The 24,694-nt window shown below is 49.5% G+C and carries 21 protein-coding genes; 6 read left to right on the top strand and 15 right to left on the bottom strand.

Annotated elements, in window-relative coordinates:
- Nucleotides 1–207: 207 nt before the first annotated feature.
- The 4 genes from BM318_RS14470 to rpsO all read right to left on the bottom strand — a co-directional run bounded on the left by BM318_RS14470 (nucleotide 208) and on the right by rpsO (nucleotide 4,517).
- Nucleotides 208–534, bottom strand: a complete 327-nt coding sequence (locus BM318_RS14470) for a VOC family protein (protein ID WP_245759717.1) — start codon at nucleotides 532–534, stop codon at nucleotides 208–210.
- A 216-nt stretch (nucleotides 535–750) separates the two neighbouring features.
- Nucleotides 751–1,614 (bottom strand): sigma-70 family RNA polymerase sigma factor, encoded by an 864-nt coding sequence (locus BM318_RS02205; protein ID WP_092980309.1) that lies wholly within the window; start codon nucleotides 1,612–1,614, stop codon nucleotides 751–753.
- Between the two features lie 169 nt (nucleotides 1,615–1,783).
- A complete protein-coding gene (locus BM318_RS02200) occupies nucleotides 1,784–4,072 on the bottom strand; it encodes a polyribonucleotide nucleotidyltransferase (protein WP_092980307.1) in 2,289 nt (762 codons plus the stop codon).
- A gap of 175 nt (nucleotides 4,073–4,247) precedes the next feature.
- Nucleotides 4,248–4,517, bottom strand: coding sequence for a 30S ribosomal protein S15 (gene rpsO, locus BM318_RS02195; protein ID WP_092980305.1), 270 nt, complete (start codon nucleotides 4,515–4,517; stop codon nucleotides 4,248–4,250).
- Between the two features lie 226 nt (nucleotides 4,518–4,743).
- Here rpsO and BM318_RS02190 point away from each other — a divergent pair, with 226 nt between their 5' ends.
- Nucleotides 4,744–5,607: a hypothetical protein gene (locus BM318_RS02190; protein WP_092980303.1), complete on the top strand. Its 864-nt coding sequence runs from the start codon at nucleotides 4,744–4,746 to the stop codon at nucleotides 5,605–5,607.
- Between the two features lie 105 nt (nucleotides 5,608–5,712).
- Here BM318_RS02190 and accD read toward each other — a convergent pair whose 3' ends face one another.
- From accD to tamL, 3 genes are all read right to left on the bottom strand, one after another.
- Complete coding sequence (accD, locus tag BM318_RS02185) at nucleotides 5,713–6,588, bottom strand: acetyl-CoA carboxylase, carboxyltransferase subunit beta (protein WP_394333321.1); 876 nt, start codon at nucleotides 6,586–6,588, stop codon at nucleotides 5,713–5,715.
- Nucleotides 6,589–6,680: 92 nt separating this feature from the next.
- Nucleotides 6,681–7,748: a class II fructose-bisphosphate aldolase gene (gene fbaA / locus BM318_RS02180; RefSeq protein ID WP_092980300.1), complete on the bottom strand. Its 1,068-nt coding sequence runs from the start codon at nucleotides 7,746–7,748 to the stop codon at nucleotides 6,681–6,683.
- Between the two features lie 57 nt (nucleotides 7,749–7,805).
- On the bottom strand, nucleotides 7,806–10,391 hold the full coding sequence (tamL, locus tag BM318_RS02175; RefSeq protein ID WP_092980299.1) for a translocation and assembly module lipoprotein TamL: 2,586 nt from the start codon (nucleotides 10,389–10,391) through the stop codon (nucleotides 7,806–7,808).
- Nucleotides 10,392–10,415: 24 nt separating this feature from the next.
- Between tamL and BM318_RS02170 the strand changes: the two genes are divergently transcribed.
- Entirely contained in the window at nucleotides 10,416–11,117 is a 702-nt protein-coding gene (locus BM318_RS02170; protein WP_092980297.1) for a TrmH family RNA methyltransferase, read from the top strand.
- 2 nt (nucleotides 11,118–11,119) lie between these two features.
- On the opposite strand, the gene porT is transcribed toward BM318_RS02170, so the two are convergent.
- Both porT and ubiE read right to left on the bottom strand, forming a co-directional pair.
- Nucleotides 11,120–11,809, bottom strand: coding sequence for a type IX secretion/gliding motility protein PorT/SprT (gene porT / locus BM318_RS02165; RefSeq protein WP_092980294.1), 690 nt, complete (start codon nucleotides 11,807–11,809; stop codon nucleotides 11,120–11,122).
- Nucleotides 11,810–11,812: 3 nt separating this feature from the next.
- A complete protein-coding gene (gene ubiE / locus BM318_RS02160; RefSeq protein WP_092980292.1) occupies nucleotides 11,813–12,541 on the bottom strand; it encodes a bifunctional demethylmenaquinone methyltransferase/2-methoxy-6-polyprenyl-1,4-benzoquinol methylase UbiE in 729 nt (242 codons plus the stop codon).
- Nucleotides 12,542–12,690: 149 nt separating this feature from the next.
- On the opposite strand from ubiE, the gene trkA reads away from it, so the two are divergent.
- On the top strand, nucleotides 12,691–14,040 hold the full coding sequence (trkA, locus tag BM318_RS02155) for a Trk system potassium transporter TrkA (protein WP_092980289.1): 1,350 nt from the start codon (nucleotides 12,691–12,693) through the stop codon (nucleotides 14,038–14,040).
- Nucleotides 14,041–15,531, top strand: coding sequence for a TrkH family potassium uptake protein (locus tag BM318_RS02150; protein ID WP_092980287.1), 1,491 nt, complete (start codon nucleotides 14,041–14,043; stop codon nucleotides 15,529–15,531).
- On the opposite strand, the gene BM318_RS02145 is transcribed toward BM318_RS02150, so the two are convergent.
- Together BM318_RS02145 and BM318_RS02140 are read right to left on the bottom strand one after the other, a co-directional pair.
- Entirely contained in the window at nucleotides 15,528–16,715 is a 1,188-nt protein-coding gene (locus tag BM318_RS02145; protein ID WP_092980286.1) for a pyridoxal phosphate-dependent aminotransferase, read from the bottom strand. The genes BM318_RS02150 and BM318_RS02145 overlap by 4 nt on opposite strands.
- A gap of 14 nt (nucleotides 16,716–16,729) precedes the next feature.
- The gene (locus BM318_RS02140) at nucleotides 16,730–17,833 is read right to left on the bottom strand and encodes a fatty acid desaturase family protein (protein ID WP_092980284.1); all 1,104 of its coding nucleotides are present in this window, start codon (nucleotides 17,831–17,833) and stop codon (nucleotides 16,730–16,732) included.
- Nucleotides 17,834–17,954: 121 nt separating this feature from the next.
- Between BM318_RS02140 and rsmG the strand changes: the two genes are divergently transcribed.
- A complete protein-coding gene (gene rsmG / locus BM318_RS02135; protein ID WP_092980283.1) occupies nucleotides 17,955–18,587 on the top strand; it encodes a 16S rRNA (guanine(527)-N(7))-methyltransferase RsmG in 633 nt (210 codons plus the stop codon).
- Here the strand turns inward: rsmG and pruA are convergent.
- From pruA to BM318_RS02115, 4 genes are all read right to left on the bottom strand, one after another.
- Complete coding sequence (gene pruA, locus BM318_RS02130) at nucleotides 18,569–20,197, bottom strand: L-glutamate gamma-semialdehyde dehydrogenase (protein WP_092980281.1); 1,629 nt, start codon at nucleotides 20,195–20,197, stop codon at nucleotides 18,569–18,571. The genes rsmG and pruA overlap by 19 nt on opposite strands.
- A gap of 108 nt (nucleotides 20,198–20,305) precedes the next feature.
- Nucleotides 20,306–20,692: a Co2+/Mg2+ efflux protein ApaG gene (gene apaG / locus BM318_RS02125; protein ID WP_092980280.1), complete on the bottom strand. Its 387-nt coding sequence runs from the start codon at nucleotides 20,690–20,692 to the stop codon at nucleotides 20,306–20,308.
- A 2-nt stretch (nucleotides 20,693–20,694) separates the two neighbouring features.
- A complete protein-coding gene (locus BM318_RS02120) occupies nucleotides 20,695–21,909 on the bottom strand; it encodes a DUF3667 domain-containing protein (RefSeq protein WP_245759716.1) in 1,215 nt (404 codons plus the stop codon).
- 12 nt (nucleotides 21,910–21,921) lie between these two features.
- Entirely contained in the window at nucleotides 21,922–23,190 is a 1,269-nt protein-coding gene (locus BM318_RS02115; RefSeq protein WP_092980279.1) for a type IX secretion system plug protein, read from the bottom strand.
- Nucleotides 23,191–23,339: 149 nt separating this feature from the next.
- Between BM318_RS02115 and BM318_RS02110 the strand changes: the two genes are divergently transcribed.
- Entirely contained in the window at nucleotides 23,340–24,692 is a 1,353-nt protein-coding gene (locus BM318_RS02110; RefSeq protein WP_092980277.1) for a Na(+)-translocating NADH-quinone reductase subunit A, read from the top strand.
- Nucleotides 24,693–24,694: the final 2 nt, after the last annotated feature.

Raw genomic sequence — 24,694 nt, 5'->3', positions numbered from 1 at the left:
TAGATCGCTATTTTCAAGGGCTTACCCGTTTGCCTTGGCCAAAAGTTTTCCCAGGTCCAATGGACGGGTATACATGTCGAGTTCTCCCTCCGGACTGCGAGGCCATTCGTTTTCAGGTCGATCCCAGTATAATTCTACACCGTTCCCATCGGGATCGTCGAGATAGAGCGCTTTGGAAACCCCGTGATCCGCAGCCCCGGTGAGCGGCTAATCCGCTTCCCGCAAACGTTTAAAAATACCGGCCAACGCTTCTTCGGTAGGATATAGTATCGCCAGGTGGAATAGACCGGCCGATCGCTTTGGGGCAGGCGGTGCGCCCAGGCTCTGCCACGTATTTAGGGCAAGGTGATGGTGATAGTCTCCTGAGGCGAGAAAAACGGCTTGATCTCCATATTGCTGGGTTATTTGAAATCCCAGTAAATCCTGGTAGAATCTTAAGGAGCGCGCCAGCTCGGATACTTTGAGGTGTACATGGCCAATACGCGTACCCTTGGGCACTTTGTAAGGGTCTTGGTTGTCTTTTTGATCGGCCATGTACGGCAAAATTTTAAAGGGAAAAGACCTTAGCAAAGGCTATAAATGAAAAAACTCCGGTAATCAGCCGGAGTTTATTCATCAATCAAAAAACGAACAGTCATGATAAACTGCTGTCAAGGTTAAAAATACAACTTTTGTACCAAATTTCCAATTTAATAGGAATTTAACAGTTGCATTTTTCCTGGGTACGAGCGCCTTAAAGGCCCGCTGCTGTTAGCCCAGGTAAGTCTTTAATATTTTGCTTCGCGAGGTATGCTTTAACCTGCGAATAGCTTTTTCTTTGATCTGGCGTACGCGCTCGCGTGTCAGGTCAAAAGTCTCTCCAATTTCCTCCAGAGTCATGGAATGTTGCCCGGCCAAACCAAAATAAAGACGAATAACATCGGCTTCCCTTGGTGTGAGGGTTTCCAGAGCGCGCTCAATTTCCGTTCTCAGGGAATCGTGCAGGAGTTCCTTGTCAGGATTCGGAGATTCCCCACTGCGCAAGACATCGTAGAGGTTGGAATCCTCCCCATCGATCAGGGGGGCATCCATGGATACGTGACGGCCTGAGTTTTTCAGGGATTGTTTCACGTCTTCTACGGTCATATCCAGCTCCTTTGCAATTTCTTCTGCCGAAGGCGGACGCTCATGCGCTTGCTCCAGGAAGGCAAAGGTCTTGTTGATCTTATTGATCGAACCGATTTTGTTCAGCGGCAGTCGGACAATACGGGATTGTTCAGCAAGAGCCTGAAGGATAGACTGACGAATCCACCAAACGGCATAGGAGATAAATTTAAATCCCCGGGTTTCGTCAAAGCGCTGAGCAGCCTTGATCAGTCCCAGGTTTCCTTCGTTGATCAAATCGGGAAGGGTAAGTCCCTGGTTTTGATATTGCTTGGCCACAGATACCACAAAACGCAGGTTGGCCTTGGTGAGTTTCTCCAGAGCCAATTGGTCGCCAGCCTTGATGCGCTGGGCCAATTCTACCTCCTCATCGGCGGTAATCAGGTCTACTTTTCCAATCTCCTGCAGGTATTTGTCCAGGGAAGCAGTTTCCCGGTTTGTTACCTGCTTTGTAATCTTTAACTGTCTCATGTGCGATCCTTTCCTTTTAGCGGGGGTACTATTGAAATTTATACCGCTGCATATACTTATACGGAGAAAATCGCAGAATGTTACAAAACGGTTATAAAAAGTGCTCTATTTCGTTAAACGGCATAAAAAAACCCCTGAGAACAGGGGTTTTAGCTATTTGGACGAAAGTTTAGTCCCGATTGCGATCTCCACCGCGTCGGTCGCCGCCTCCACGGCGATCTCCGCCACGACGGTCTCCACCTCCGCGGCGATCTCCGCCACGACGGTCACCCCCGCGCCGGTCTCCACCGCGACCTCCGCCACCTTCACGGCGGGGTGGGCGATCTTGCCAGCCTTCCGGCTTCGGCATCAGCACACGACGCGATACGCGCTCCTTGCGGGTGCGCGAATCGATTCCCATATATTTAACGTCGAAAACGTCTCCCATGGAAACAGCATCTTCCACATTTTCGGTTCGCTCCCAGGCGAGTTCCGAAACGTGCAGCAGGATTTCGTTTCCAGGTGCGTCCATATATTCTACTACGGCTCCGAATTCAAGGATCTTAATGACCTTGACTTCGTAAACGCTACCTTCTTCCGGTTTGAACATGATGGAGTCGATTTTGGCCAGTACGGCATCGATTCCATTTTGATCGGTTCCCAAAATCTCTACGATTCCTTCTTCGGTGTCCGGATCTTCGTTGATAACGATAGTGGTTCCGGTCTCTTTCTGGAGTTCCTGGATCACTTCGCCACCTTTACCGATAACGGCTCCGATATATTCATTAGGAATAATACGGGTAACCATTTTCGGAGCATGAGGTTTTACTTCCTCACGAGGGGCAGCAATTGTATCGGTAAGTTTAGAAAGGATGTGCAGACGTCCATCGCGAGCTTGCTTGAGGGCCTGGATCAGGATCTCATAAGAGAGGCCTTTGATCTTGATGTCCATTTGGCAGGCTGTAATTCCATCTGCAGTTCCCGTAACTTTAAAGTCCATATCTCCCAGGTGATCTTCATCGCCAAGGATGTCGGATAACACCGCATACTTTCCAGTTTCTGCGTCTGAAATCAGACCCATCGCAATACCAGATACGGGTTTGTGCAGTTGCACCCCTGCGTCCATCATCGCCATAGTACCGGCACAAACCGTTGCCATGGATGAGGAACCGTTACTTTCCAGTACTTCGGATACTACCCGTACGGTGTACGGACAGTCCTCAGGTACCATGCGGGATAAAGCGCGTTGTGCCAGGTTTCCGTGACCGATTTCCCGTCGGGATGTCCCGCGGATTGGTCGGGCTTCTCCAGTTGAGAACGGAGGGAAGTTATAGTGCAGGTAGAAGCGCTCTTCTCCTTCAAAGGAGGGCATATCGATGATATTGGCTTCCCTTGAAGTTCCCAGGGTTACCGTAGCCAGGGCCTGAGTTTCCCCACGTGTAAAGATGGAGGAACCGTGGGTAGAAGGCAGATAATCAATCTCACACCAGATCGGGCGGATCTCATCGGTCTTACGGCCATCGAGACGAACTCCTTCATCCAGGGTCAGGTTACGAATCGCTTCCTTCTCTGCTTTATAGAAGTATTTTTTAACCAGGTGGCCTTTTTCCTCGAGTTCTTCCTCGCTGAAAGAAGCCAGTACTTCCTCTTTGATTTCGCTGAAGGCAGCACTGCGCTCGTGCTTGGAAGATCCGGCTTTGGCAATGGCATAGATTTTATCGTAGGTCATGCCGTGAACCTTGGTCATAAGGTCTTCGTCTTCCTCTTCAATAGCATATTCGCGTACTTCTTTTCGGCCCACTTGTTCTGCCAGGCGCAACTGTGCGTCGATCTGAACTTTTATGGCCTCGTGCGCGAACTTGATCGCTTCGGTCATTTCCTCCTCGGAAATTTCACTCATCTCCCCTTCGACCATCATTACGCTGTCGGCGGAGGCACCGATAATCATATCGATATCGGAATCCTTGAGTTGTTCGCGGGTTGGGTTGATCACGAATGCTCCGTTTACCCGCCCTACGCGAACCTCTGAGATCGCACATTCAAATGGAAAATCGGAGAGTTGGATAGCCGCAGATGCTGCCAGTCCGGCCATTGCATCGGGCATAACCTCCTCGTCATGCGACATCAATTGAATCATCACCTGCGTTTCGCTGTGATAGTTTTTAGGGAAGAGCGGACGCAGTACCCGGTCTACCAGGCGCATTACCAGGATCTCTCCGGTACTTGGTCGCGCTTCGCGCTTAAAGAATCCTCCCGGATAACGCCCGGAAGCGGCGAATTTCTCACGGTAGTCTACGGTAAGTGGAAGGAAATCCACATCGGCGGCCTGGTAATTGGAAACTACTGTACAAAGCAGCATACAGTTTCCTGAACGGACCACGACAGAGCCGTGAGCTTGCTTGGCCAATTTTCCTGTTTCGATAGTAATTTCCCTACCATCGCCCAGGTCGATGACCTCATTAAAAGCTTTTGGAATCATAAAATGGTATTAAGTCCCAAGATGTTGCGGGACATGTTAAACATTAGTCGTTGTTGTGTTGCGAGGTCGACCAATGAAAAACCGGAAGCTTCTGTGGTGATTTTAGCACCACCTTTTGTGCGGCGAGCCGCTATAAAAAAACAGGGAAACGAATTCGTTCCCCTGTTTTGTAAACTTATTTACGAATATTGAGTTCCTTGATCAAAGAACGATACTTCTCAATATCCTTTTTCTTCAGGTAATCCAGCAAGCTTCTGCGCTTACCTACCAGTTTAACCAGAGAACGCTCGGTGTTAAAATCCTTGCGATTCGCTTTAAGGTGCTGGGTCAGGTGGTTGATGCGGTGCGTGAACAACGCAATTTGTCCTTCTGTAGAACCTGTGTTTGTTTCGGAACCTCCATGTTTCTTGAAGATTTCCTTCTTTACTTCACTTGATAAATACATGCCAATATTGTTGTAAATGATTTTTATGTACCGGACTGACGCTCAATCCGGGCGCAAAGATAGGAATATTTTTCAGTTACCCGATAAGATTTTCAATTCTTCTTCAAGGGCTAAAGCATTGATTTCAAGTAGTTGCGGATCGCATTTCGTCGAAAAACACAATTTGGGATTAAACCTTTTACGCCCCGCAACGATCCTATTAGTGTTAACAAAAATGTAAAATGTTATGAAAAAGCCTCAAATTAAATGGATGCTGCTGCCGCTCCTGGTAGCAGGGATTACCCTCGGATCTTGTGAGAAGGAAGATGCCGGAGATGAAATCTCGGCCGATGCCGAGGTATTTACTACTGCTTCTCTCGAACAGGCCGATGAAAGCGACTGGATTACCGAAGAGATCGCTTTTCTGGGCGATGAGATCATGGGTCAGGACGAAATTTCCGCCTCCGGCAAGGGAATTGCCGACTCGGGGTATTTTCCCGAATGTGTCACCATTACCACAGTGGTAACCGATACTTCGGTGGAGAAGACTATCGATTTTGGAATGGGATGTGAACTACCCAACGGAAACGTCCTGACCGGCATGATCCTGATGACCCTATCCAAGGATGCTGAAGCTGCTACGCGCACCGGAACCCTGGAATTAGCCGGGTTTACCTTTAATGGGATTGCCGTTGCCGGTGAGGCCAGCCTGTTCCGCCAGCGTATGAATGAAAATGGGGTGCCCCAGTCCGATTTTGAGGCCGCCTTTTCGGCAGAATGGCCCGACGGAGCCACCGCGAGCTGGACCGGGAACCGAACCCGGGAATGGATCGAAGGGTTTGGTAGTGGATTCTGGGCCGACAATGTCTTCTTGATTACCGGCTCCAGGACCTTTATTAACCGTCAGGGACACACTTTCGAGCGCACTGTACTCGAATCCTTGAGAAGGGAATGGTCCTGCCGCTTTATTGTGAGTGGTCTGTTACAGCTCAGCCGTGATGGTCAGCAAGCCGAACTCAATTTTGGTGATGGAAGCTGCGATGGATTCGGAACCCTTACCCTGCCCAATGGTACCGAAGAGGAGATCCGCTTACGTCGTGCCCGGCGATAGGCCTCTACTAAACTTACTAAGGTTTAGGAAATCTCCATAGAATGAGAAACAGCCTGCTTCTGAAAATACGGGAACAGGCTGTTTTATTATTGTTTGTTTCGGGTCCTAAGCGTCTGCCAGCAATCCTTTTCTCAGTGGTTTATTCTGAATCAGGTCCAGGTAGCGATTCACCGTCTTTTTCAGTTCACGCCGGTGAACGATAAAATCCAGGAACCCGTGCTCTTTGACAAACTCAGCTGTTTGGAAATCGGGCGGTAAATCCTTCCCGGTAGCCTCTTTAACTACACGAGGACCTGCAAAGCCAATTAAAGCTCCCGGCTCGGCGATATTGATGTCTCCGAGCATGGCATAAGAAGCCGTAGTCCCCCCGGTGGTAGGATCAGTACACAGGGAAATATAAGGCAAGCCTGCTTCTGAAAGCTGTGCCAGCTTGGCCGACGTCTTTGCCAGTTGCATCAGCGAAAGCGCGGCTTCCATCATTCGGGCGCCCCCACTCTTGGAGATCATCATAAAGGGCAATTCATGCGCGATTGCATAATCGATGGCGCGGGCAATTTTTTCACCTACAACACTTCCCATGGATCCTCCGATAAAGCTGAAATCCATACAGGCAATTACCAAATCGCGACCCATGGATTTACCAACGGCGGTACGCACCGCATCATTGAGTCCGGTTTTCTTTTCCGCGGCTTTCAGCCGATCCGTGTATTTTTTGGTATCCTCGAACTTCAGTGGATCCTTGGACTTGAGCCCCTGATCGAGTTCGGTGAAATTATTATCGTCAAAGAGGATGGAGAAATACTCCTTACTGCCAATGCGCACGTGGTAGTCGTCCTCAGGGCTGACATAAAAATTCTTTGCCAACTCCTCACTTTCGACAATCTTACCTGTAGGGGACTTATACCAGAGCCCCTTGGGGGTGTCTTTTTTCTCCTCTGTGGCTGTTTGTATTCCTTTTTCCTTGCGTTTAAACCAGGACATGATCGGTGTTTTTAGTTCTCGTCGCTCTACCCGTAGCCTTCTGCTTGTATAAAACAGAACGCCCGGGTCACGGGCGTTATATTGAGCGCTTATTAAAGCGTATTTACGTTATTCAAATCTTCGAAGGCCTTCGTCAGGCGGTCGATAAAGGTTTTTTCCCCTTCGCGAAGCCAAACCCTGGGATCGTAGTATTTCTTGTTGGGTTGGTCGTCGCCTTCCGGGTTTCCAATCTGGGACTGCAGGTAAGCTGCCTTTCCCTGGATGTAATCGCGAACTCCGGTCAGGAAAGCGTATTGCAAATCCGTATCGATGTTCATTTTGATCACCCCATATCCGATGGCTTCCCGAATTTCCTCCAGGGTAGAACCAGAACCTCCGTGGAAAACAAAGTCGATATGGTTGTGCTCCACCTTGTATTTCTCAGAGATGTATTCCTGGGAATTCTTCAGGATTTTTGGGGTAAGTTTCACGTTACCCGGCTTGTATACACCGTGTACGTTTCCGAAGGCCGCGGCAATCGTAAAACGATGACTTACTTTGGAAAGTTCCTCATAGGCATAGGCCACCTCCTCGGGTTGGGTATACAGCTTGGAGTCGTCTACGTCGGTATTATCCACGCCATCTTCTTCTCCTCCGGTAATCCCCAATTCAATTTCCAGGGTCATATCCATTTTGCTCATGCGGGCCAGATACTCCTTGCAGATTTCGATATTCTCCTCCAGAGGCTCCTCAGAAAGGTCGATCATATGGGAGGAAAACAAGGATTTTCCAGTGGCATTGTAATGTGCTTCACTGGCGTCGAGTAAACCGTCGATCCAGGGAAGTAATTTCTTGGCGCAGTGATCCGTGTGCAGGATTACAGTTGCCCCGTAAGCCTCCGCCAATTGATGGACATGCTTGGCGCCGGCAATTGCACCCTGAATAGCCGCCTGCTGATTCTCATTCGAGAGTCCTTTACCCGCATTGAACTGGGCACCCCCGTTCGAAAACTGGATAATAACCGGGGAGTTGAGCTTCGCAGCCGTCTCCATTACGGCGTTAATACTATCCGATCCGATTACGTTTACAGCGGGAAGGGCAAATGCCTTTTCCTTGGCGTAATTAAATATTTCCTGTACATGATCTCCCGTTGCAACGCCGGGTTTAATGGAATGAGCCATTCTTTATTGGTCTTAGATTATGCTGTTGGTTCGGGGCAAAAATAAGAATAATACCGCTTAAAACGGATAATTAATTCCGATCTGAAGTACGGAATTGGCAAAGTTATACTCACTGAACCAGCGATTCGCCAAAGGTTTGGACGGATCGTACGTCTTGAATCCCAAATCAGCGCGAAAAACAAAATAGGTAAAATCGTACCGCAGACCAAAGCCCGTACCCAGGGCAATGTCTTGCAGGGAATCGAAGCCGCTGAAGGTCGCTGCAGGATCTTCCTCGTTGTCCCAAAGGTTCCAGATATTCCCCAAATCGGAGAAAATAGCGCCTTTCAGGTCGCCTACTACGGGGAAGCGATATTCCAGGTTCAGGGCAATTTTGAAGTTTGCTTCGTTAAAGTCGTTGAGGTTCCGGGTACTGCCGGGCCCCAGTGAATAGGGAAACCAGGCGCGGTTATCGTTGGATCCCCCTGCAAAATAAGAACGGACAAAAGGGATGTTATCTGCATTGCCAAAGGGAACGGCCAGGCCAACAAACGAATGGAAGGCCAGGGTGTTGTCCTGGCTCAGGGACCAGTGGCGGATATAGTCGATTTCCCCTTTGACATATTGGGAATAGGGGACGTTAAAAACCAGGTTTTGACCCTGATCGTTTTCTTCAAAAGGGAAAATACTCGAAATGGCCGAAAGCAGCCCTCCCGCACTTTCCAACTTCCAACGCAGCTGGTAAAAACTATTGTCGTTGATGTCGGTTTTGGTGTTCTTGGTATGGGTAAAATTTGAGGCAAAAATCAGGTTATTTTCCGTCAGACGCTGCCGGCGCTCCTCGATTCGGAATACCTCTGCATAGGTATCCGAATTGGTAGGTACCAAACCGTTAACAAGAACTTCTTCGGTAAAGCCTGCAGTGCCCTCAGGAATGGTCAGCACGAGTTCATCGGGATTGTCAGGGTCCGGCTCATAAAAGCCAGCTACGGCAGGATTATCTTCGAAGTCATCGGCCACATCGTCCAGGCGCTGGTAGGTACTCTGGTACACATCGTAGAACCGGTCTATGTTTACATTGCGCACGAACTCCACATTAAGCAACTCCAACTGGTTGTTCTTGGTGTCGTCGGGGGACCAGCTATAGCCCAGGATATTGTTGAAGGTTTGTTTGTCCAGCCCAATGTTCTTCTGGAAGTTTGCCCCCAGGGATACCCGCGTTTGCGGTTGCATGTAGTAGGGAATAATGTTCTTGTTGTTTACAAAGGGCATTAACCAGATCCGCGGAAAATTAAGGTTGATGTCACCACCGAATTCAGAGAAAAAATCTTCACCCTGAATATCGTCGCTAAGCAACCCGAAACTGCCCCTGCCCGACAGGCTCAACGTCTCGGCCCCGCCAAAGACATTCCGGGTAATTAGCGAAACCCCCAATCCGACACCGATACGCTGGATGTTAGAATGCGTAAGATCAAAATCCACCCCCAGGGAGTTTTTGGGACGTGCGGAGAGATAAATGTTGGCGTCCAGGTAATCATCCCCGGATTCGATCAGTTCAATGTTGGGATAACGGAAGGTATTCAGGTTGGTGATCTGCCTATAGGTCCGCAGGCGATCAATATCCCGGTATACACTATCCCGGCGCATGGCTATGGTATTGGCCAGGGTGCGCGGTTTATATTTAAGCTTGTCCCGGTAAAAGATGGTGAGATCCCCTTCCCGCACAACTTTTAGGCCTTGTTCCCCGCTGAGCACGTCGTAGTCGGCAAATACGTTGATATCTCCCATCCGCCGAACCCGATAGGGCTGGGTGCTGATGACACTATCGCCACGGCGCCTCTGGTCGTCGATAACCAATTCTACCATCATGGACTGATCCTGGCGACTGGTGGTATCCCTCAGGATGTCAAAATTGACCGAGCTTTCCTGGAAATTCCAGATACCGCGATTGCGGAATAGCTGGGTCAGGCGTTCCCGTTCCGAAGTAAAATCCACCAGATCGTACTGCTTGCCGGCCTTGACCCGGGAAGCATCCTGATACTCCCGGTAAATGGAGTCCACATCGGCCGAAGAAATCCGCCAACTCAGGGAGTCGATCCGGTAGGGTTCCCCCAATTTCAGGCGATAAAGGACTTCCGCACGTCGATCACTGGTCGGGTTTACCTCAAAATCCGCTTCCTGATTAAAATATCCCCTATTGTAGTAGTACGCCTGGAGGCGCTGCAAGGACTTTTCAGTAATGCTGGTATCGATAACGGCTGGGGGTTCTCCGATGCGTTTCAGCCAACGGCTGTATCCACTGACCAGGAAGGATTCGCCCATGCGCTCTACCTGTTTCCTGGAAAGCAGCTTTTCCCAACGGTCCTTCCGGCCTTCTTTGGCGTAAAGCCAGGCCTGAAAGGAGGAATCGGCGTCCTGCTTGGCCATATTATACAGATGGAGGCGCAAGGGGATACCCGCAATTTTGGCATTGGGCCGTTGCAAGACCAGATCGCGGACCTGAGGATCCCGTACCTCGGTACTGTCGGTAAAAATCTTGTATTGGGTGAGCAATTGCTGGTCGGGGGCAACGCGCTTGAGGGTATTGCAAGACCAAATGCTGGCCCCCAGTAGAATAAGCCCTATTTTTGGGGAGCGAAAGACAACAGGTACCCTGACCTTCATAAAAACCAAAATTACATTATTTGGATGGTTGCCAAAAGCGAATTAAAATTTATAAAGCGCTTACATCAAAAAAAGTACCGAAATCAGGAGGGCTTGTTTTTGGCCGAAGGTCCCAAGGTCGTTGGGGAGTTCCTCGAAGCAGGCTGGCAACCCCGCATGTTGTATAGCGTGAATCCTGAAAATTATCCGGACGCACAGGCAATTACCCCGACGGAGTTGGACAAAATCAGTACTCTGGTGCAACCCAATGAAGTTTTAGGGGTTTTCCCGGTACCGGATATCGGGAAGCCTGTTCTTGAAGGCTGGTCCCTGGCCCTGGATGGGGTGCGGGATCCCGGTAATTTAGGCACCTTGATTCGACTTTGCGATTGGTTTGGAATCCCGCAATTATTATGTAGTCAGGATACTGTGGAGGCGTATAATCCAAAAGTGGTCCAGGCTGCCATGGGATCCCTGGCGCGGGTACGCGTGCATGCTGTGGAATTACCTGAGTTCCTTCGCACCTGTGGCCTGCCAGCAATAGGGGCCAGTATGGAGGGGGAAGCTGCCCCTGGATTAGCCTTCGGGAAAGAAGGAATACTGGTAATGGGAAGTGAATCCCACGGCGTGTCGGCTCAGGTACGAGAGCACCTCTCGGCAACAGTTGCCATACCCTCCCACGGAAAGGCGGAAAGCCTCAACGTGGCTATGGCTGCCGGTATACTGCTCTACGAGCTGCGTCGGTAGCGTTATTCGAAAGTAAAATTCACGAAGATACCCCGGGTACGCATCGCTTCGATGTTTCCGGTCCAGGGACTGGCTGGATCCACGTCTGGCACCAGCTCATTGTTGAGGGTAAAGACGCCCCGGATCGACGGGGAGAATTTGAAGTATTCCAGGTAAAAGTCAATTCCAAAGCCCAATTCATAGGCGTAGACCTGCTGTTTCATCCTGAAATTACCACTGCTGTTGTCGTCTAAGGAGGCTTCATTGGCTCCCAGATTAATCGCCGTGCTTCCTCCTGCAATCACAAAGGGCTTCCAGTTGCCGAAGCGTCTGGCACTCATTTTTAAAAGCAATGGAAAACTGATGTAGGTGGAATTTACTTCCCGCAGTTGGTCGTCCATAGGAGCGCTGGGGAATGTCAGTAATCGTTTGCTGTAGAACAGGCCGGGTTCGAAACGCACATCTAAAAACTCGTTCAATCGCAATTCCCCGATCAGGCCTACATTAAACCCCAGGTTGGTTTCCACCTCCACGATAGGCAAGTCGTTGCGGTATTCGAATTTAAAGTCGAAGGAATTAAAGCCCAGGTAATAGCCCCAATTCAACAGGCGCTTGTCCTCATTCTGCAAATTGAGGATGGGGTCTTTTTTAAATTGAGCCTGGCTGGCGCTAAGGCAGACCAGTGCCAGGAAAAAAGTCAGGATGTGCTTCATGCCCTATTTTGTGGCGGTGTAAATCGCAGCAACACCGAAGGTTTGGGGTCGATGTTTCATACCTATAAACCCGATTTTGCCCAAAATATTGTTGAAGTTCTCCCCACTTGGGAAGGCAGCTGCGGACTCGGAAAGATAGTGGTATGCGCTAGCCTCCCGTGAAAAGAGTTTGCCCATTAGGGGGAGTATGTACTTGGAATATATGCGATAGCCCAATTTCATGGGTTGTTTGCTGGGGACTGAAGTCTCCAGGATTGCCAGGAATCCACCAGGTTTAAGTACCCGGTAAATTTCAGCTAATCCCTTTTCGAGATCCTCGAAATTCCGTACCCCGAAGGCCACGGTTGCAGCGTCAAAACTAGCGTCGGGAAACTCGAGGGCTTCGCTGTCGCCAAGTACCATTTCAATGCGCGCGTCCAGATTCTTTTCGGAGACTTTTTTGCGGCCAACTTCCAGCATGCCCGGTGCCAGGTCGAGTCCTACGATACGATCAGCGCCTGTTTGGGTAAGGGCAAGGGCCAGGTCTCCGGTTCCCGTAGCGATATCCAGAACGCTTTTTGGCTTGGTTTTACCCACCAAACGAACCAGTCGCCTCCTCCATTTCTGGTCTATTCCAAAGGTGATAATTCGGTTGAGCCCGTCATAGCGACCCGAGATGTTATCGAACATCTGGCGTACCTGCTGCTTCTTGCCGAGCTTGGAATCTTTATATGGGACTACTGGTTTTGACATAGGTGTTTTCTAGCGTAACGGGGACCATCCGTATTTACGGGTGCAAAGATACGACTTGTAAAGCGGTAAGAATTGGAAATTTCGTAATTTTGCACTGCGCAAAAGACGTAATCCGGGCTTTACTTTTCCCGGATTCAATGCACCACTGAATGAAGATCATCATTGCCGGAGCCGGAGAGGTTGGATTCCACCTGGCTAAACTACTCTCTTACGAATCTCAGGACATCACCTTAATCGATACCCGGAAGGAAAGCCTTGCCTATGCCGAAAGCCACTTGGATATACGGGTTTTGAAAGGGGATGCCACCAGTATATCTGTCCTTCGCGACGCCCAGGTAGAAGGCGCGGATCTGGTTATCGGGGTAACCTCCTCGGAAACCACAAATATTACCCTTTGCATGCTTGCCAAGCAGTTGGGGTCCAGGCGAACGATTGCCAGGATTTCCAACACAGAGTTCGTGGAGTATAAAGACGAAATCGAATTCAATGAACTTGGGATCGATGAACTTATCTCACCGGAAGAACTGGCAGCTTCGGAAATTCAGTTGCTGCTTAACCAGTCTGCCTTCAACGACACCTATGAGTTCGAGGAAGGCCTCCTGATCATGGTTGGGGTTAGCTTGCCGAAAGGGGCTCCTTTTGTAGGTAAAATGGTTAAAGAAGCCGCCCGGATATTCCCGGAGTTGCATTTTATGCCCATTGCTTTGCAGCGGCGTGGAACCCAATACACCTTAATCCCCCGCGGTGATACCGAATTTATGGAGGAAGATCAGGTGTACTTTATCACCGACCGCAAAGGGGTAGACGAGCTCTACAAGCTAACGGGAAAGAAGAAGGAGGAGATTCGCAATATCATGATCCTCGGCGGAAGTAAGGTAGGTGTTAAGGCGGCGCGGGATCTCTGCGATAAGAAATTCAATGTCAAACTCATAGAAAAGGATAAGATCAAGGCTTTTGAGGTAGCCGACTTGCTGCCCAACGCCCTGGTCATCAATGGGGACTGCCGCAATGTGGAATTGCTGGAGGAAGAATCCCTGGATTCCATGGATGCGTTTATCGCAGTAACCGGGAATTCCGAAACCAATATCATGTCCTGTTTGGTAGCGAAATCCAAACACATCAAAAAGACCATTGCCCTGGTCGAAAACATGGATTACTTCCAGCTTTCCCACTCTATTGGAGTCGATACGCTTATCAATAAGAAGCTGTTGGCGGCCAACAATATATTCCGGCACATTCGCAAGGGGGAAGTGGTTGCCCTGACCCGCCTGAACAACCTCAATGCCGAGATCCTGGAGTTTGTAGTGAAGGGCTCTTCCGAGGTAAACGGGGTGTTGATCAAGGAACTCGATTTTCCTCGCGCAGCGATTATCGGCGGCGTTATCCGCGAAGGAAAGGGAATCATTGCCCTGGGAGACTTCCGCATCGCTGAAGGCGATAGGGTAGTGGTTTGTTGTTTGCCAAGCGCCATTTCCAAAGTGGAAAAACTTTTCATCTAGATGGGTCTGAACTCCCGCATCATTATTCACCTGATGGGGCTCTTGCTCCTCTTTAATGGGGGGTTCATGTTACTGGCGGCCCTGATCAGCGGGATCTATGCGGATGGAGTTACCTACCAGATAGCCCTGGCGGCGATTACTACGCTTTTTGCCGGGACTGTGGCGATGTATTTTACCCGTGGCCACAAAAAAGAGGTCAAGCGCAGGGAAGGCTATATTATCGTGACTTTTGGCTGGCTGGTGATGTCGGCTTCCGGGGTGTTGCCGTACCTCTTTACGGATTCCATTCCTTCAGTTACTGATGCTTTTTTTGAAACCATATCCGGGTACACTACTACAGGAGCTTCTATCCTTAATGATATCGAGGCCCTTCCGGAAGGTGTGCTATTCTGGCGTAGTCTGACGCATTGGATTGGGGGTATGGGGATAATCGTGCTGGCTATCGCCATATTACCGCTCCTAGGTATCGGGGGAATGCAGCTCTTTGCGGCCGAAGCACCCGGCCCGGGTGGGGATAAATTACACCCGCGGATCACCGATACGGCCAAGCGCCTATGGTTTATTTACCTGGGGTATACCGTAGCGGAGACCATCCTGCTCAAGCTCGCGGGCATGTCCTTCTTCGATGCCATAAACCACGCTTTATCCACGCTTTCCACCGGGGGGTTTTCCACCAAGAACGCCAGCATAGCGTATTGGTCGGATAAACCGCTGATTCAGTATATCATTATCCTGTTTATGTTTCTTGCGGGGACCAACTTTGTGGTGAGTTACTTTGCGTTCAAGGGGAAGGTTCAGAAAGTATTGCGGGACGAGGAGTTTAAGTTCTACCGGATTTTTATTCTCCTGTTCACCATCCTGGTGGCACTTGTCGTTTTTTTCCGAGCCGACGTCCCGGTTTCCGAGTATCATCCGCAAGTCTGGGGCGAAGCGGAAAGTGCTTTTCGCCACGGGTTATTTCAGGTACTGGCTGTCGTAACTACCACTGGTTTCGTAACGGCCGATTTCACGGCCTGGACCCCCTTTCTGACCGTGTTTTTCTTTGGACTCATGTTTGCCGGAGGATCCGCGGGATCCACTTCAGGGGGAATCAAGGTCATGCGCCATATCCTGATCATTAAGAATGGTCTGCTGGAGTTCAAACGCACCCTGCATCCCAGTGCGATTATCCCGGTGCGTTTTAACAACAAAACGGTTAGCGAACACATCGTTTACAACATCATCGCCTTTTTCGTGCTCTACATGTTGTTGTTCATTATCGGGGCCTTTGTACTGGGGATTCTCGGCTTGGATTTCGTATCCGCCATTGGAGGGGCCGCCTCTGCCCTCGGCAATGTGGGACCGGCATTTGGTTCGTTGAGCCCGCTGAATAACTTCAGTGGCCTGCCCGATCTTGCGAAATGGTGGTGTGGCTTTTTAATGCTGGCCGGACGCCTTGAACTTTTTACGGTACTGATCCTCCTGACCCCAGCTTTCTGGAAAAGAACCTAGGATAGCGCCTTCTTGATCCGCGCTACAGCCTCTTTGATTTCATCCTCGGAAGCCGCATAACTTATCCGGATACAATTGGGGTTCCCAAAAGCTTCCCCGGTTACGGTGGCGACATTAGCTTCTTCCAGTAGGAATAGTGCAAAATCAGAAGCATTTGCGATCGTCGTCCCCTTGATGGTCTTGCCGAAATAGTCTGAAATATCCGGGAACACATAAAAAGCGCCCTCAGGGACATTGAGCCGGAAGCCGGGAATTTCCCCCAACAGACCCAGGATGAGGTCCCGGCGCTGGTGGAACTTTTCGATCATGAACGCAATTTTTTCCAGAGGAGCATCCAGGGCAGCAATGGTTGCGCGCTGGCCAATGGCGTTTGCACCACTGGTAATTTGTCCCTGGAATTTTGTACAGGCTTTTGCAATCCATGCCGGTGCGCCGATAAAACCGATTCGCCATCCCGTCATTGCATAGGCCTTGGATACCCCGTTTACGGTAACCGTGCGGTCGTACATGCCGTCGATCGCAGCAATACTGACATGGCCTCCCCGAAAATTGATATGCTCGTAGATTTCGTCGGAAACCACGTAGATATTCGGATGTTCCTTTAGCACTTCCACCAGCCCTTCTAATTCCTCCTGGCTGTAGACCGATCCACTGGGATTGCAGGGGGAAGAAAACCAAAGCATTTTGGTTTTGGGGGTAATCGCCTTACGCAACTGCTCAGGCGTCATTTTGAAATCGGTCTCGATACTGGTAGGGACTTCCACAGGAACCCCTTCCGCGAGCTTTACGATATCGCTGTAGCTAACCCAGAATGGCGCCGGCAAGATTACTTCATCGCCTTTGTTGAGCATTACCATGGCTACGTTGGCCAGGGATTGTTTGGCACCGGTCGATACCACAATTTGATCCAGGCCGTAGTCGAGCTTGTTATCCCGCTTAAATTTCCGGCTTATGGCGGCTTTCAGGTCCTGATACCCATCGACGGGCGAATAGCTGCTGTAGTTCTGATCTACGGCTTCTTTGGCGGCTTCCTTGATAAAATCAGGAATATTGAAGTCGGGTTCCCCCAGACTTAAGCCAATAATGTCTTTTCCTGCACCGCGGAGTTCCCGCGCCTTGGCGGCCATAGCCAGGGTGGCCGAAGTTGCCATTGCATTGATCCGGTCAGATAAGTGTTCCTTCATGTCGGTTTGCCTGATTATTGCATTTGAAGGGTGGGTTTTTGACCCAGCTCCTTGAGATGTCTGAAGTGCGAAAGTATAGCTTTCCGGGTAGTTTTGTACTCGTTGTACGGCAAATTAAATTCCCGGGCAGTCTGTTTCACAATTTTGGCAATTTTTGTGTAGTGGATATGCGAAATATTGGGGAAGATGTGGTGCTCTACCTGATGGTTCAACCCGCCGGTAAACCAGTTCACAATCCGGTTTTTTGTACCGAAATTAACGGTTGTCTTGAGCTGGTGGATGGCCCAGCTATTTTTCATGGTACCGTCTTTTTCCGGTAAGGGCATATCGGCATGGTCAACCACATGGGCCAACTGGAATACCACACTGAGGATAACTCCGGCCGTGTAATGCATGATAAAGAACCCGAGCAATACTTTATACCAGGCGATGTCCAGGACAAGCATGGGGATAATGATCCAGATAAAGGCATAGATGATTTTGGTAATGACCAGCACGCTCCAGTTCACGATAGGATTCGGAAACTTCCCGTAAGACAACTTTCTCTTGGTGTAGCGATACATCTGTTGAAAGTCTGTAGTAATGGCCCAATTAAAGGTCAGCAGCCCATAGAGGAAAATAGAATAATAGTGCTGGAACCTGTGGAAACGACGCCATTTGGAATGTTTTGAAAAACGCATGATCCGGCCCGCCTCGAGATCTTCGTCGTGCTCGTGGATATTCGTGTAGGTATGGTGCAGGACATTATGCTGTACCTGCCAGTTATACACGTTGCCAGCGAGGATGTAGATACTTCCTCCCATGAGTTTATTCACCCATTTTTTGGAGGAGAAGGTCCCGTGGTTTCCATCGTGCATTACGTTCATACCAACCCCGGCCATACCAACACCCATGAGGATCGTTAGCAGTAAGTTGGCCCAGTTCGGCAATCCCAGGGTAAGGATCAGGAAATAGGGAGCAAAAAAGAGGGAGAGCATTACAGCAGACTTCAGGTAGAGTTTCCAGTTACCTGTTTTTTTGATTCCGTTCTCCTTGAAGTATGCATTAACCCTTTTATTGAGGGTTCTGAAAAATTGGGCAGATTCTGTTCTTGAAAAGCGAATAGTGGAATGTTCCATGTTTGTGTAAACTTGTTCCAGAATTAGAACGTAGAAATTCGTGTCATTAATACTTGAGGGATGTTAAAGGTTGTCCCCCTGAAATTAGTAGTACTTTTGTGCACTCTTTACAAAGATAAGGATGAATCCTCAAATAGTCTTCGATCACTTCCCGGGATTGACCGATAGTCAAAAACGGCAATTCGAAAAATTGGGCCCGCTTTACCAGGATTGGAATTCCAAAATCAATGTGGTCAGCCGCAAGGATGTAGAGGAACTATATCTGCGCCATGTACTGCATTCCCTTGGGATTGCGCGCGTTTGGCAATTCAAAGCCGGGGCGCAAATTCTGGACGTAGGAACAGGTGGTGGCTTCCCGGGAATACCCTTGGCCATATGCTTTCCAGAAGTCCATTTTACACTGGTCGATGCCATTGGGAAAAAAATCCGTGTGGTCCAGGACGTAATCCAGGGCCTTGGACTTACCAATGCCGAAGCGCACCACATCCGTGCCGAGGATATGGACCGGAAATTTGACTACGTGGTCAGTCGGGCGGTGGCTGCCATGCCGACCTTTGTACACTGGGTCAAGGATCGCATTAAGGCTCCTGCTCCGGATGGCCAGGGTGGCATCCTCTATCTTAAAGGGGGCGACCTCACCGAAGAACTGGCCCCATATCCCCAGGCTAAAATTTACCCATTGAACGAGGAATTTGACAATCCGTTCTTCGAAACAAAGAAGGTGGTGTACCTGCCTTATCCTAAAAAGGGATAGCGGTAATCCTCCGGACTTACAAAGGTTTCCTTGATCAGTCTCGGGCTCACCCAGCGCAGCAGGTTCTGAGCTGAACCAGCCTTATCGTTGGTTCCTGAAGCCCTGGCTCCTCCAAAGGGTTGCTGTCCTACTACGGCACCTGTTGGCTTGTCGTTCACATAGAAGTTACCGGCACAATTCTCAAGGGCTCGGGTAGCCTGGGCAATCGCGTAGCGATCTCCTGAGAGCACGGCTCCTGTAAGGGCATACTCCGAGGTTTCATCGACTAACTTCAGCGTAGCTTCCCATTGGTCATCCTCATAGACATATACCGTTACCACCGGACCAAAAAGTTCCGTTTCCATAGTTACGTAGTGTGGGTCTGTGGTCAGGATTACAGTCGGTTCAATAAAGTATCCGACAGACTTGTCATATCCACCGCCAGCAAAAATTTCGGCATCCGCATCGGCTTTTGCCCTGTCGATATAAGAGGCCAGTTTGTCAAAAGCTCCCTCGTGGATTACTGCAGTGACAAAGTTGCTCATGTCTTCCGGAGAACCGGGCTTGTTGAAAGAGGCAATATCTGCCTTCACGCGATCCAGGATGGCATTCGCAGTGCTTTTCGGCAGGTAAACACGTGACGCGGCACTACATTTCTGTCCTTGCAATTCAAAGGCGCCGCGAGTAATGGCGGTAGCCACCTGAGCAACCGGGGCTGTCGGGTGGGCAATGATGAAATCTTTTCCTCCGGTTTCCCCAACGATGCGCGGATAGGTTTTATAGCGCTCGATATTGGTCCCGATTTGTTTCCAGAGGTTCTTGAATACCTGAGTACTTCCTGTAAAGTGTAAACCGGAGAAATCAGGATGTTCCAACACCGTGTTGGTGATCATAACAGGATCGCCAAATACTGTATTGATTACGCCGCCTGGTAAACCTGCTTCGCGGAATACCTCGACGATTACCTGAGCTGAAAACACCTGATGGTCGCTCGGTTTCCAGACCACTGCATTTCCCATAAGCGCAGCAGATGCAGGAAGGTTCCCGGCAATAGCGGTGAAGTTAAACGGGGTAATGGCGTATACAAAGCCTTCCAATGCACGGTATTCCACACGGTTCCAGATCCCTTCGGCAGATTCTGGCTGGTCTTTGTAGATCCCTGCCATGAATTCCACATTGAAGCGCAGGAAATCAATCAATTCACAAGCCGCGTCGATCTCGGCCTGGTGGATGGTTTTGGATTGGGCCATCATGGTTGCAGCATTGATACGGGCCCGGTACGGTCCGGCAATCAGTTCAGCGGCTTTGAGGAAAACTGCAGCGCGCTCCTCCCACGGAAGGGCAGCCCATGAGTCTCGTGCCTCCAAAGCAGTTGAAATGGCTTTTTCGGCCTCGGCTTTCCCGGCCAAATGATACTGACCCACCTTGTGCTGGTGATCATGCGGAGGAGCGATATCCCGGGTGTTACCCGTGCGCACCTCTTCGCCTCCAATCCACATGGGGATATCGGCCTGACCGTTGTAATATGCTTTGTATTGTTGTTGTACTGCTTCGCGTTCGGGAGAACCCGGGGCGTAGCTTTTGACCGGCTCATTAAAGGCCGGGGGGACATTGAAAAATCCGTTAGCCATGATCGCTGTTTCTTGTTTTCGTTTGGGCCACAAAGGTACGAAAAGGGCAGGCCCAAAAAAAAGGAATTAAGCGGAAGGAATCCGGGTCAGTCGCGTCGGCGATTTAGACTAGTTCAGTGCGAAGGGAGCACTGAGTTTGAAGGTAGGTACATAAACGCGAAACTGTTCCGTAGAACTGAAGTTAACCATATTATAATGGCCTTTCATGGCTCCGATAGGGGAGGCCAACAGACATCCTGAGCTATAGGTATGTGTTTCCCCAGGGCGGATTACCGGCTTTTTACCGATAACGCCTTCGCCGTCGAGAAGCTCCATGTCGTTCAGGGCATCGTAAATCCTCCAGTGCCGCGAAGTAAGCTGCACAGAGTCCTTACTCTGGTTCTCGATCGTGATTGTATAGCCAAATGCGAAGTGCATCTTGTAATTCTTGAAGAAGGTGCCTTCGAAGCTGGTATCGACCGAGATTTTTATCCCTTTGGTAACTTGTGTAATCATACCTAATACGTAAATACGCTGGCTAATAACAGGGTAATTGCGGATACCCATGCTAAAATAACAAAAACAGTATTGAGAAACAGGTATTTTAAGATTGTTTTAAACCTCCCCTGTTTATAAAAATTCCTCATGGCTTTGTACAGGTAAATACAAAAGGCCAAAAGGAAGAACCAGGCTGAGTCAATCCCGAAAATACTGTCGATCAAAAAACTGACGATCAGCAAGATAAAGAAGAGCGCCTGATTGTGGAAACAAAAGACCAGATTATCGGTGTAGGTATAGTTTTTCCTGATGTACACCAGATAAACAAAGACTGCGAATACCGGTAAAAAGAAGAAGGTGGCAAAAGGTAGCTTCGCGATGAGATCGTCCAGAAAGTTCCCCGGCTGCTTCAGGGCACGTGTCAGGGACTTCGCCAGGCCAAAGCTCACCTTGTTTTCTCCCGTATCTTCCAGCTTGTATTTTTCGGTGGCTTCTTCGAAGGTATAGATGGTGTCTTTGTGCGTCAGATTATAGAATGCCTTTGCCTTGGTGCTCAACCTGCCGAGCATTCCCCCTTCGACCTGGTCAAAATAGGCCTTGGGATTGGCGATTAAAAGGGAATCCTTCCGGCGTTGCTCCGCGGCGTATTGCTGGATCAGGTTCAAAGAATCCTTGCGGCCCAGGGAATCCATCACGGCTCGCGCCTCTGCAGGAATCTCTTCCGGCAAATTATCGGTGTTCTCCAGGGTAAAGGTAAAATCGCTCTCGGCCGTACTGACCTTATCGTCGAGGTTCAAACGATCCAATTCCCCGAAGTCGCCGCCAATACTCAGTAAGAGGAAGTAAATCACCGCTAAGCTCAGGAGGAATCGAAAGGGATTCGTGTAGGAGATCCGCCTTCCCTTTACATAGTCGAGGGTAATGCGTCCGGGCCGTAACACCAGGGCCGACATGGTACGTATCAAGCGGGAATCGTAGTCGATGATACTTCCGAAGAACTCTTCCACAAAGTCCTTCATCCCGAGTTTTTTTACGCTGTTGGCTTGTCCGCACTGAGGGCAAAAACGATCGCTCAGGTCCAGGGGATGTCCGCAGTTCAGGCATTCCGTCCCACGGAATTTTAACTGGTACCTGCTGGCTTTTCGAACGGGTTTGTTCTCCAGGGCTACCTGCTCGTCCCGGATCTTCTGATCATCACTGATCTCCTGTTGGTCCATGAATTCCTGATCGCTCATGGGTTCGAAAGTTTAGTTGCTGATCGTACTCGAATTTGCGGTGCCCACACCGATCACACCATCGTAAAGATCCCCGAAATCGCGGTAATATACAAGTATGGTATAGGTGTTTTCAGTAAAGTGGAAATTCCCGCCAATCTCATTGAGCTCCACAGTACCATCTTCGCGCTGGATAACGTATTTGAAGTTGTAAAAGCCCTGCTTGAGCAAGAGCATTCCTTCCAGATTTCCGGTTTCGGAATTATAGGTCATCGCATTCTGGGGTTCCAGCTCGTAATTGTTGTATTTCCCAAAAATGTAAACGTTGTCCAGGCCAATCATCCCGGTGTAGGGCAGGCGGAAATGAACCCGGGTATATTCCCCCTCCCGGGAGGCATCATTCCCCTGCAGCGTGCGGATTCGAAAATCCCCGTTGATGTCTGGAAAATAGGTATAAGGGACATCAAACCGATAGCGATTTGGAAAGAGGTGATGCTCGTAAAGATCCCCCAGTTCGATCCGTGAAATTGCAGCCGTGGGCGCCCGCAGGTCACTGGTATCAAAATTCAGGTATTCATTACCTCCAAAGAAGGCCGTTTCCTGGTCGTAGCGGTAAACGAGCTCGGTACCTATGGTAAATTGCGGAGCGATGTCGTACAGGGCAGTGGGCCAGTGGTAATTCTGTAAGATGGCAACCCGGACTTCCTTCTTGGGATTGATCAGTTGAATATTGGTCGGGATAATGCGGAAATGGACGGATTGCTTCTCGTCCATAAACTGAATATCCCGCGATCGTCTTACCAAGGCAGGTACCTGAACCCGATCCTGATAAACGACAAACCGCCGGGAGAATTGCAATTCTCCTACCGAGTTAAAAATTTCAATGATGTAGTTTCCACTGACCTTCAGGCCTACCTGCTCATTGGGAATCCTCAGGCGGTAGTTCGAATAAGGCTGCAGCGTGGTATAACTATTGGAATAGGTAATGATCCGCTGGTTATCCATACCATTGAGGTACTGGGACTTCAATAATTGGGAAGGTTGCCAGTCGTAGTCGCAATGGGTAATTTTATAGTAGAAATCCTGTTCGCTGGCCGAGAGGTCATCGAATTCCAGGGTAAAGCTTTGCCCGAGGCGGATAATTGGAAACTGGTCCTCGGTTGGACCGGTAAAAATTACCGACTTTATGTGCTCAGGTGGGGCTACTTCCTCCATCGGTTGGGCCCATGCCGCCAAACAGTTACCCAACAGGAGTAAAATCCACAGGTAAAAAGGGTAGCATTGTTTAATTTTCGTCCGCATTTTCGGCCAATTACAAGGGCAAAGGTAAACAAAAACACAAGGTGGGGAATTCCCTTCGACCTATGACCAAAAAATGGGTCAATTATTATGATCTAAGTCTATTTGTCACTATTTTTGCACGTACTTTTTAACCTAAGGTCAACTACAATATGTCCAGGGACATCCGCATCAAAAAGGGGCTGAATATTAACCTCGTAGGCGCCGCAGAATTTTCCACATCCAAAGCAGTTTCCAGTAACGTATACGTGATTAATCTCGACGATTTTCACGGACTTACTCCTAAAATGCTTCTCAAAGAAGGAGAGGAAGTTAAGGCGGGAGAAGCCTTATTCTACAACAAGAACAATCGCGATATGCTTTTTGTTTCCCCGGTTAGCGGGGAACTCGTGGAAATTGAGCGGGGAGCGCGCCGTCGCATCCTCAAGCTCAAAATCCTCGCAGATAAAGAGCAGCAACAAGTAAAGCACAAGCCACTGGACCTGGAAAAGGCAGACGCGAGCGATTTGCGTGCCTTCCTCCTGGCTTCCGGATGCTGGCCTTTCATCAAGCAACGCCCCTACGATCTGATTGCAGATCCTGAGGACCAACCGAAGGCTATCTTTATCTCGGCCTATGTCACTGCCCCGCTGGCTGCTGATATCAATTATACCCTGAAGGGTAAAGAGAAGGAGTTGCAAGCGGCTATTGATGCGCTGGGTAAACTCACTCCGGGCAAAGTGCACGTGAGTGTCGGAAAAGGAGCAGATTCTCCATTCAATGCCCTATCTGGATTTGAAAAGCATGTAGTAAGCGGCCCGCACCCTGCCGGGTTAGTGGGAACCCAGATCAATAAAATTGACCCGATCAACAAAGGAGAGCGGGTTTGGACTGTTTCCCCAGCCGATCTGGTAATTATCGGGGAGGCCCTGCTTACCGGGGTATTCAATCCGGAGCGTATCATTGCGCTGGCCGGTTCCTGCGTCAAGACGCCGAAATATTACAGCACCCGAATTGGCGCTGAGATTTCGACCTTCCTCTACGCCAGTGGCGTGAACGAAGAGAATATGCGGGTAATCAACGGAGATGTACTTACCGGAAGTAAATCGCGACCCGATGGCCATCTCGGATTTTATAACAATACGGTTTCGGTAATCCCCGAAGGAGACGATTACGAGCTATTTGGGTGGAATAAACCGGTATTCAATAAAGTATCCACTACCCGTGCCTTGACCTTTCACTGGTTACAGCCAAACAAGAAATACGATCTGGATACCAACACCAACGGAGAGCACCGCGCTTTTGTGGTTACCGGACAGTACGAAAAAGTATTCCCCCTGGATATTTACCCAATGCAGTTGCTCAAGGCCTGCATGTACCAGGATATAGACGAAATGGAACAGCTCGGTCTTTATGAGGTAATCCCAGAGGATTTCTCCCTGACCGAATTCATTTGTATTTCCAAGCAACCGCACCAAGAAATTATTCGACAAGGACTCGATCTTTTACACAAGGAAATAGGATAATA

Source organism: Robiginitalea myxolifaciens, assembly GCF_900115205.1.
GTDB classification, from domain to species: Bacteria; Bacteroidota; Bacteroidia; order Flavobacteriales; family Flavobacteriaceae; genus Robiginitalea; species Robiginitalea myxolifaciens.
The sequence above is the reverse complement of the archived record's forward strand: the minus strand, read 5'-3'. Positions and strand labels throughout refer to the sequence as shown.

Bases quoted from the DNA above. Each gene is read 5' to 3' on its own strand.
- BM318_RS14470 (WP_245759717.1), bottom strand. From the start codon at position 534: ATGGCCGATCAAAAAGACAACCAAGACCCTTACAAAGTGCCCAAGGGT.
- BM318_RS02205 (WP_092980309.1), bottom strand. From the start codon at position 1,614: ATGAGACAGTTAAAGATTACAAAGCAGGTAACAAACCGGGAAACTGCT.
- BM318_RS02200 (WP_092980307.1), bottom strand. From the start codon at position 4,072: ATGATTCCAAAAGCTTTTAATGAGGTCATCGACCTGGGCGATGGTAGG.
- rpsO (WP_092980305.1), bottom strand. From the start codon at position 4,517: ATGTATTTATCAAGTGAAGTAAAGAAGGAAATCTTCAAGAAACATGGA.
- BM318_RS02190 (WP_092980303.1), top strand. From the start codon at position 4,744: ATGAAAAAGCCTCAAATTAAATGGATGCTGCTGCCGCTCCTGGTAGCA.
- accD (WP_394333321.1), bottom strand. From the start codon at position 6,588: ATGTCCTGGTTTAAACGCAAGGAAAAAGGAATACAAACAGCCACAGAG.
- fbaA (WP_092980300.1), bottom strand. From the start codon at position 7,748: ATGGCTCATTCCATTAAACCCGGCGTTGCAACGGGAGATCATGTACAG.
- tamL (WP_092980299.1), bottom strand. From the start codon at position 10,391: ATGAAGGTCAGGGTACCTGTTGTCTTTCGCTCCCCAAAAATAGGGCTT.
- BM318_RS02170 (WP_092980297.1), top strand. From the start codon at position 10,416: ATGGTTGCCAAAAGCGAATTAAAATTTATAAAGCGCTTACATCAAAAA.
- porT (WP_092980294.1), bottom strand. From the start codon at position 11,809: ATGAAGCACATCCTGACTTTTTTCCTGGCACTGGTCTGCCTTAGCGCC.
- ubiE (WP_092980292.1), bottom strand. From the start codon at position 12,541: ATGTCAAAACCAGTAGTCCCATATAAAGATTCCAAGCTCGGCAAGAAG.
- trkA (WP_092980289.1), top strand. From the start codon at position 12,691: ATGAAGATCATCATTGCCGGAGCCGGAGAGGTTGGATTCCACCTGGCT.
- BM318_RS02150 (WP_092980287.1), top strand. From the start codon at position 14,041: ATGGGTCTGAACTCCCGCATCATTATTCACCTGATGGGGCTCTTGCTC.
- BM318_RS02145 (WP_092980286.1), bottom strand. From the start codon at position 16,715: ATGAAGGAACACTTATCTGACCGGATCAATGCAATGGCAACTTCGGCC.
- BM318_RS02140 (WP_092980284.1), bottom strand. From the start codon at position 17,833: ATGGAACATTCCACTATTCGCTTTTCAAGAACAGAATCTGCCCAATTT.
- rsmG (WP_092980283.1), top strand. From the start codon at position 17,955: ATGAATCCTCAAATAGTCTTCGATCACTTCCCGGGATTGACCGATAGT.
- pruA (WP_092980281.1), bottom strand. From the start codon at position 20,197: ATGGCTAACGGATTTTTCAATGTCCCCCCGGCCTTTAATGAGCCGGTC.
- apaG (WP_092980280.1), bottom strand. From the start codon at position 20,692: ATGATTACACAAGTTACCAAAGGGATAAAAATCTCGGTCGATACCAGC.
- BM318_RS02120 (WP_245759716.1), bottom strand. From the start codon at position 21,909: ATGAGCGATCAGGAATTCATGGACCAACAGGAGATCAGTGATGATCAG.
- BM318_RS02115 (WP_092980279.1), bottom strand. From the start codon at position 23,190: ATGCGGACGAAAATTAAACAATGCTACCCTTTTTACCTGTGGATTTTA.
- BM318_RS02110 (WP_092980277.1), top strand. From the start codon at position 23,340: ATGTCCAGGGACATCCGCATCAAAAAGGGGCTGAATATTAACCTCGTA.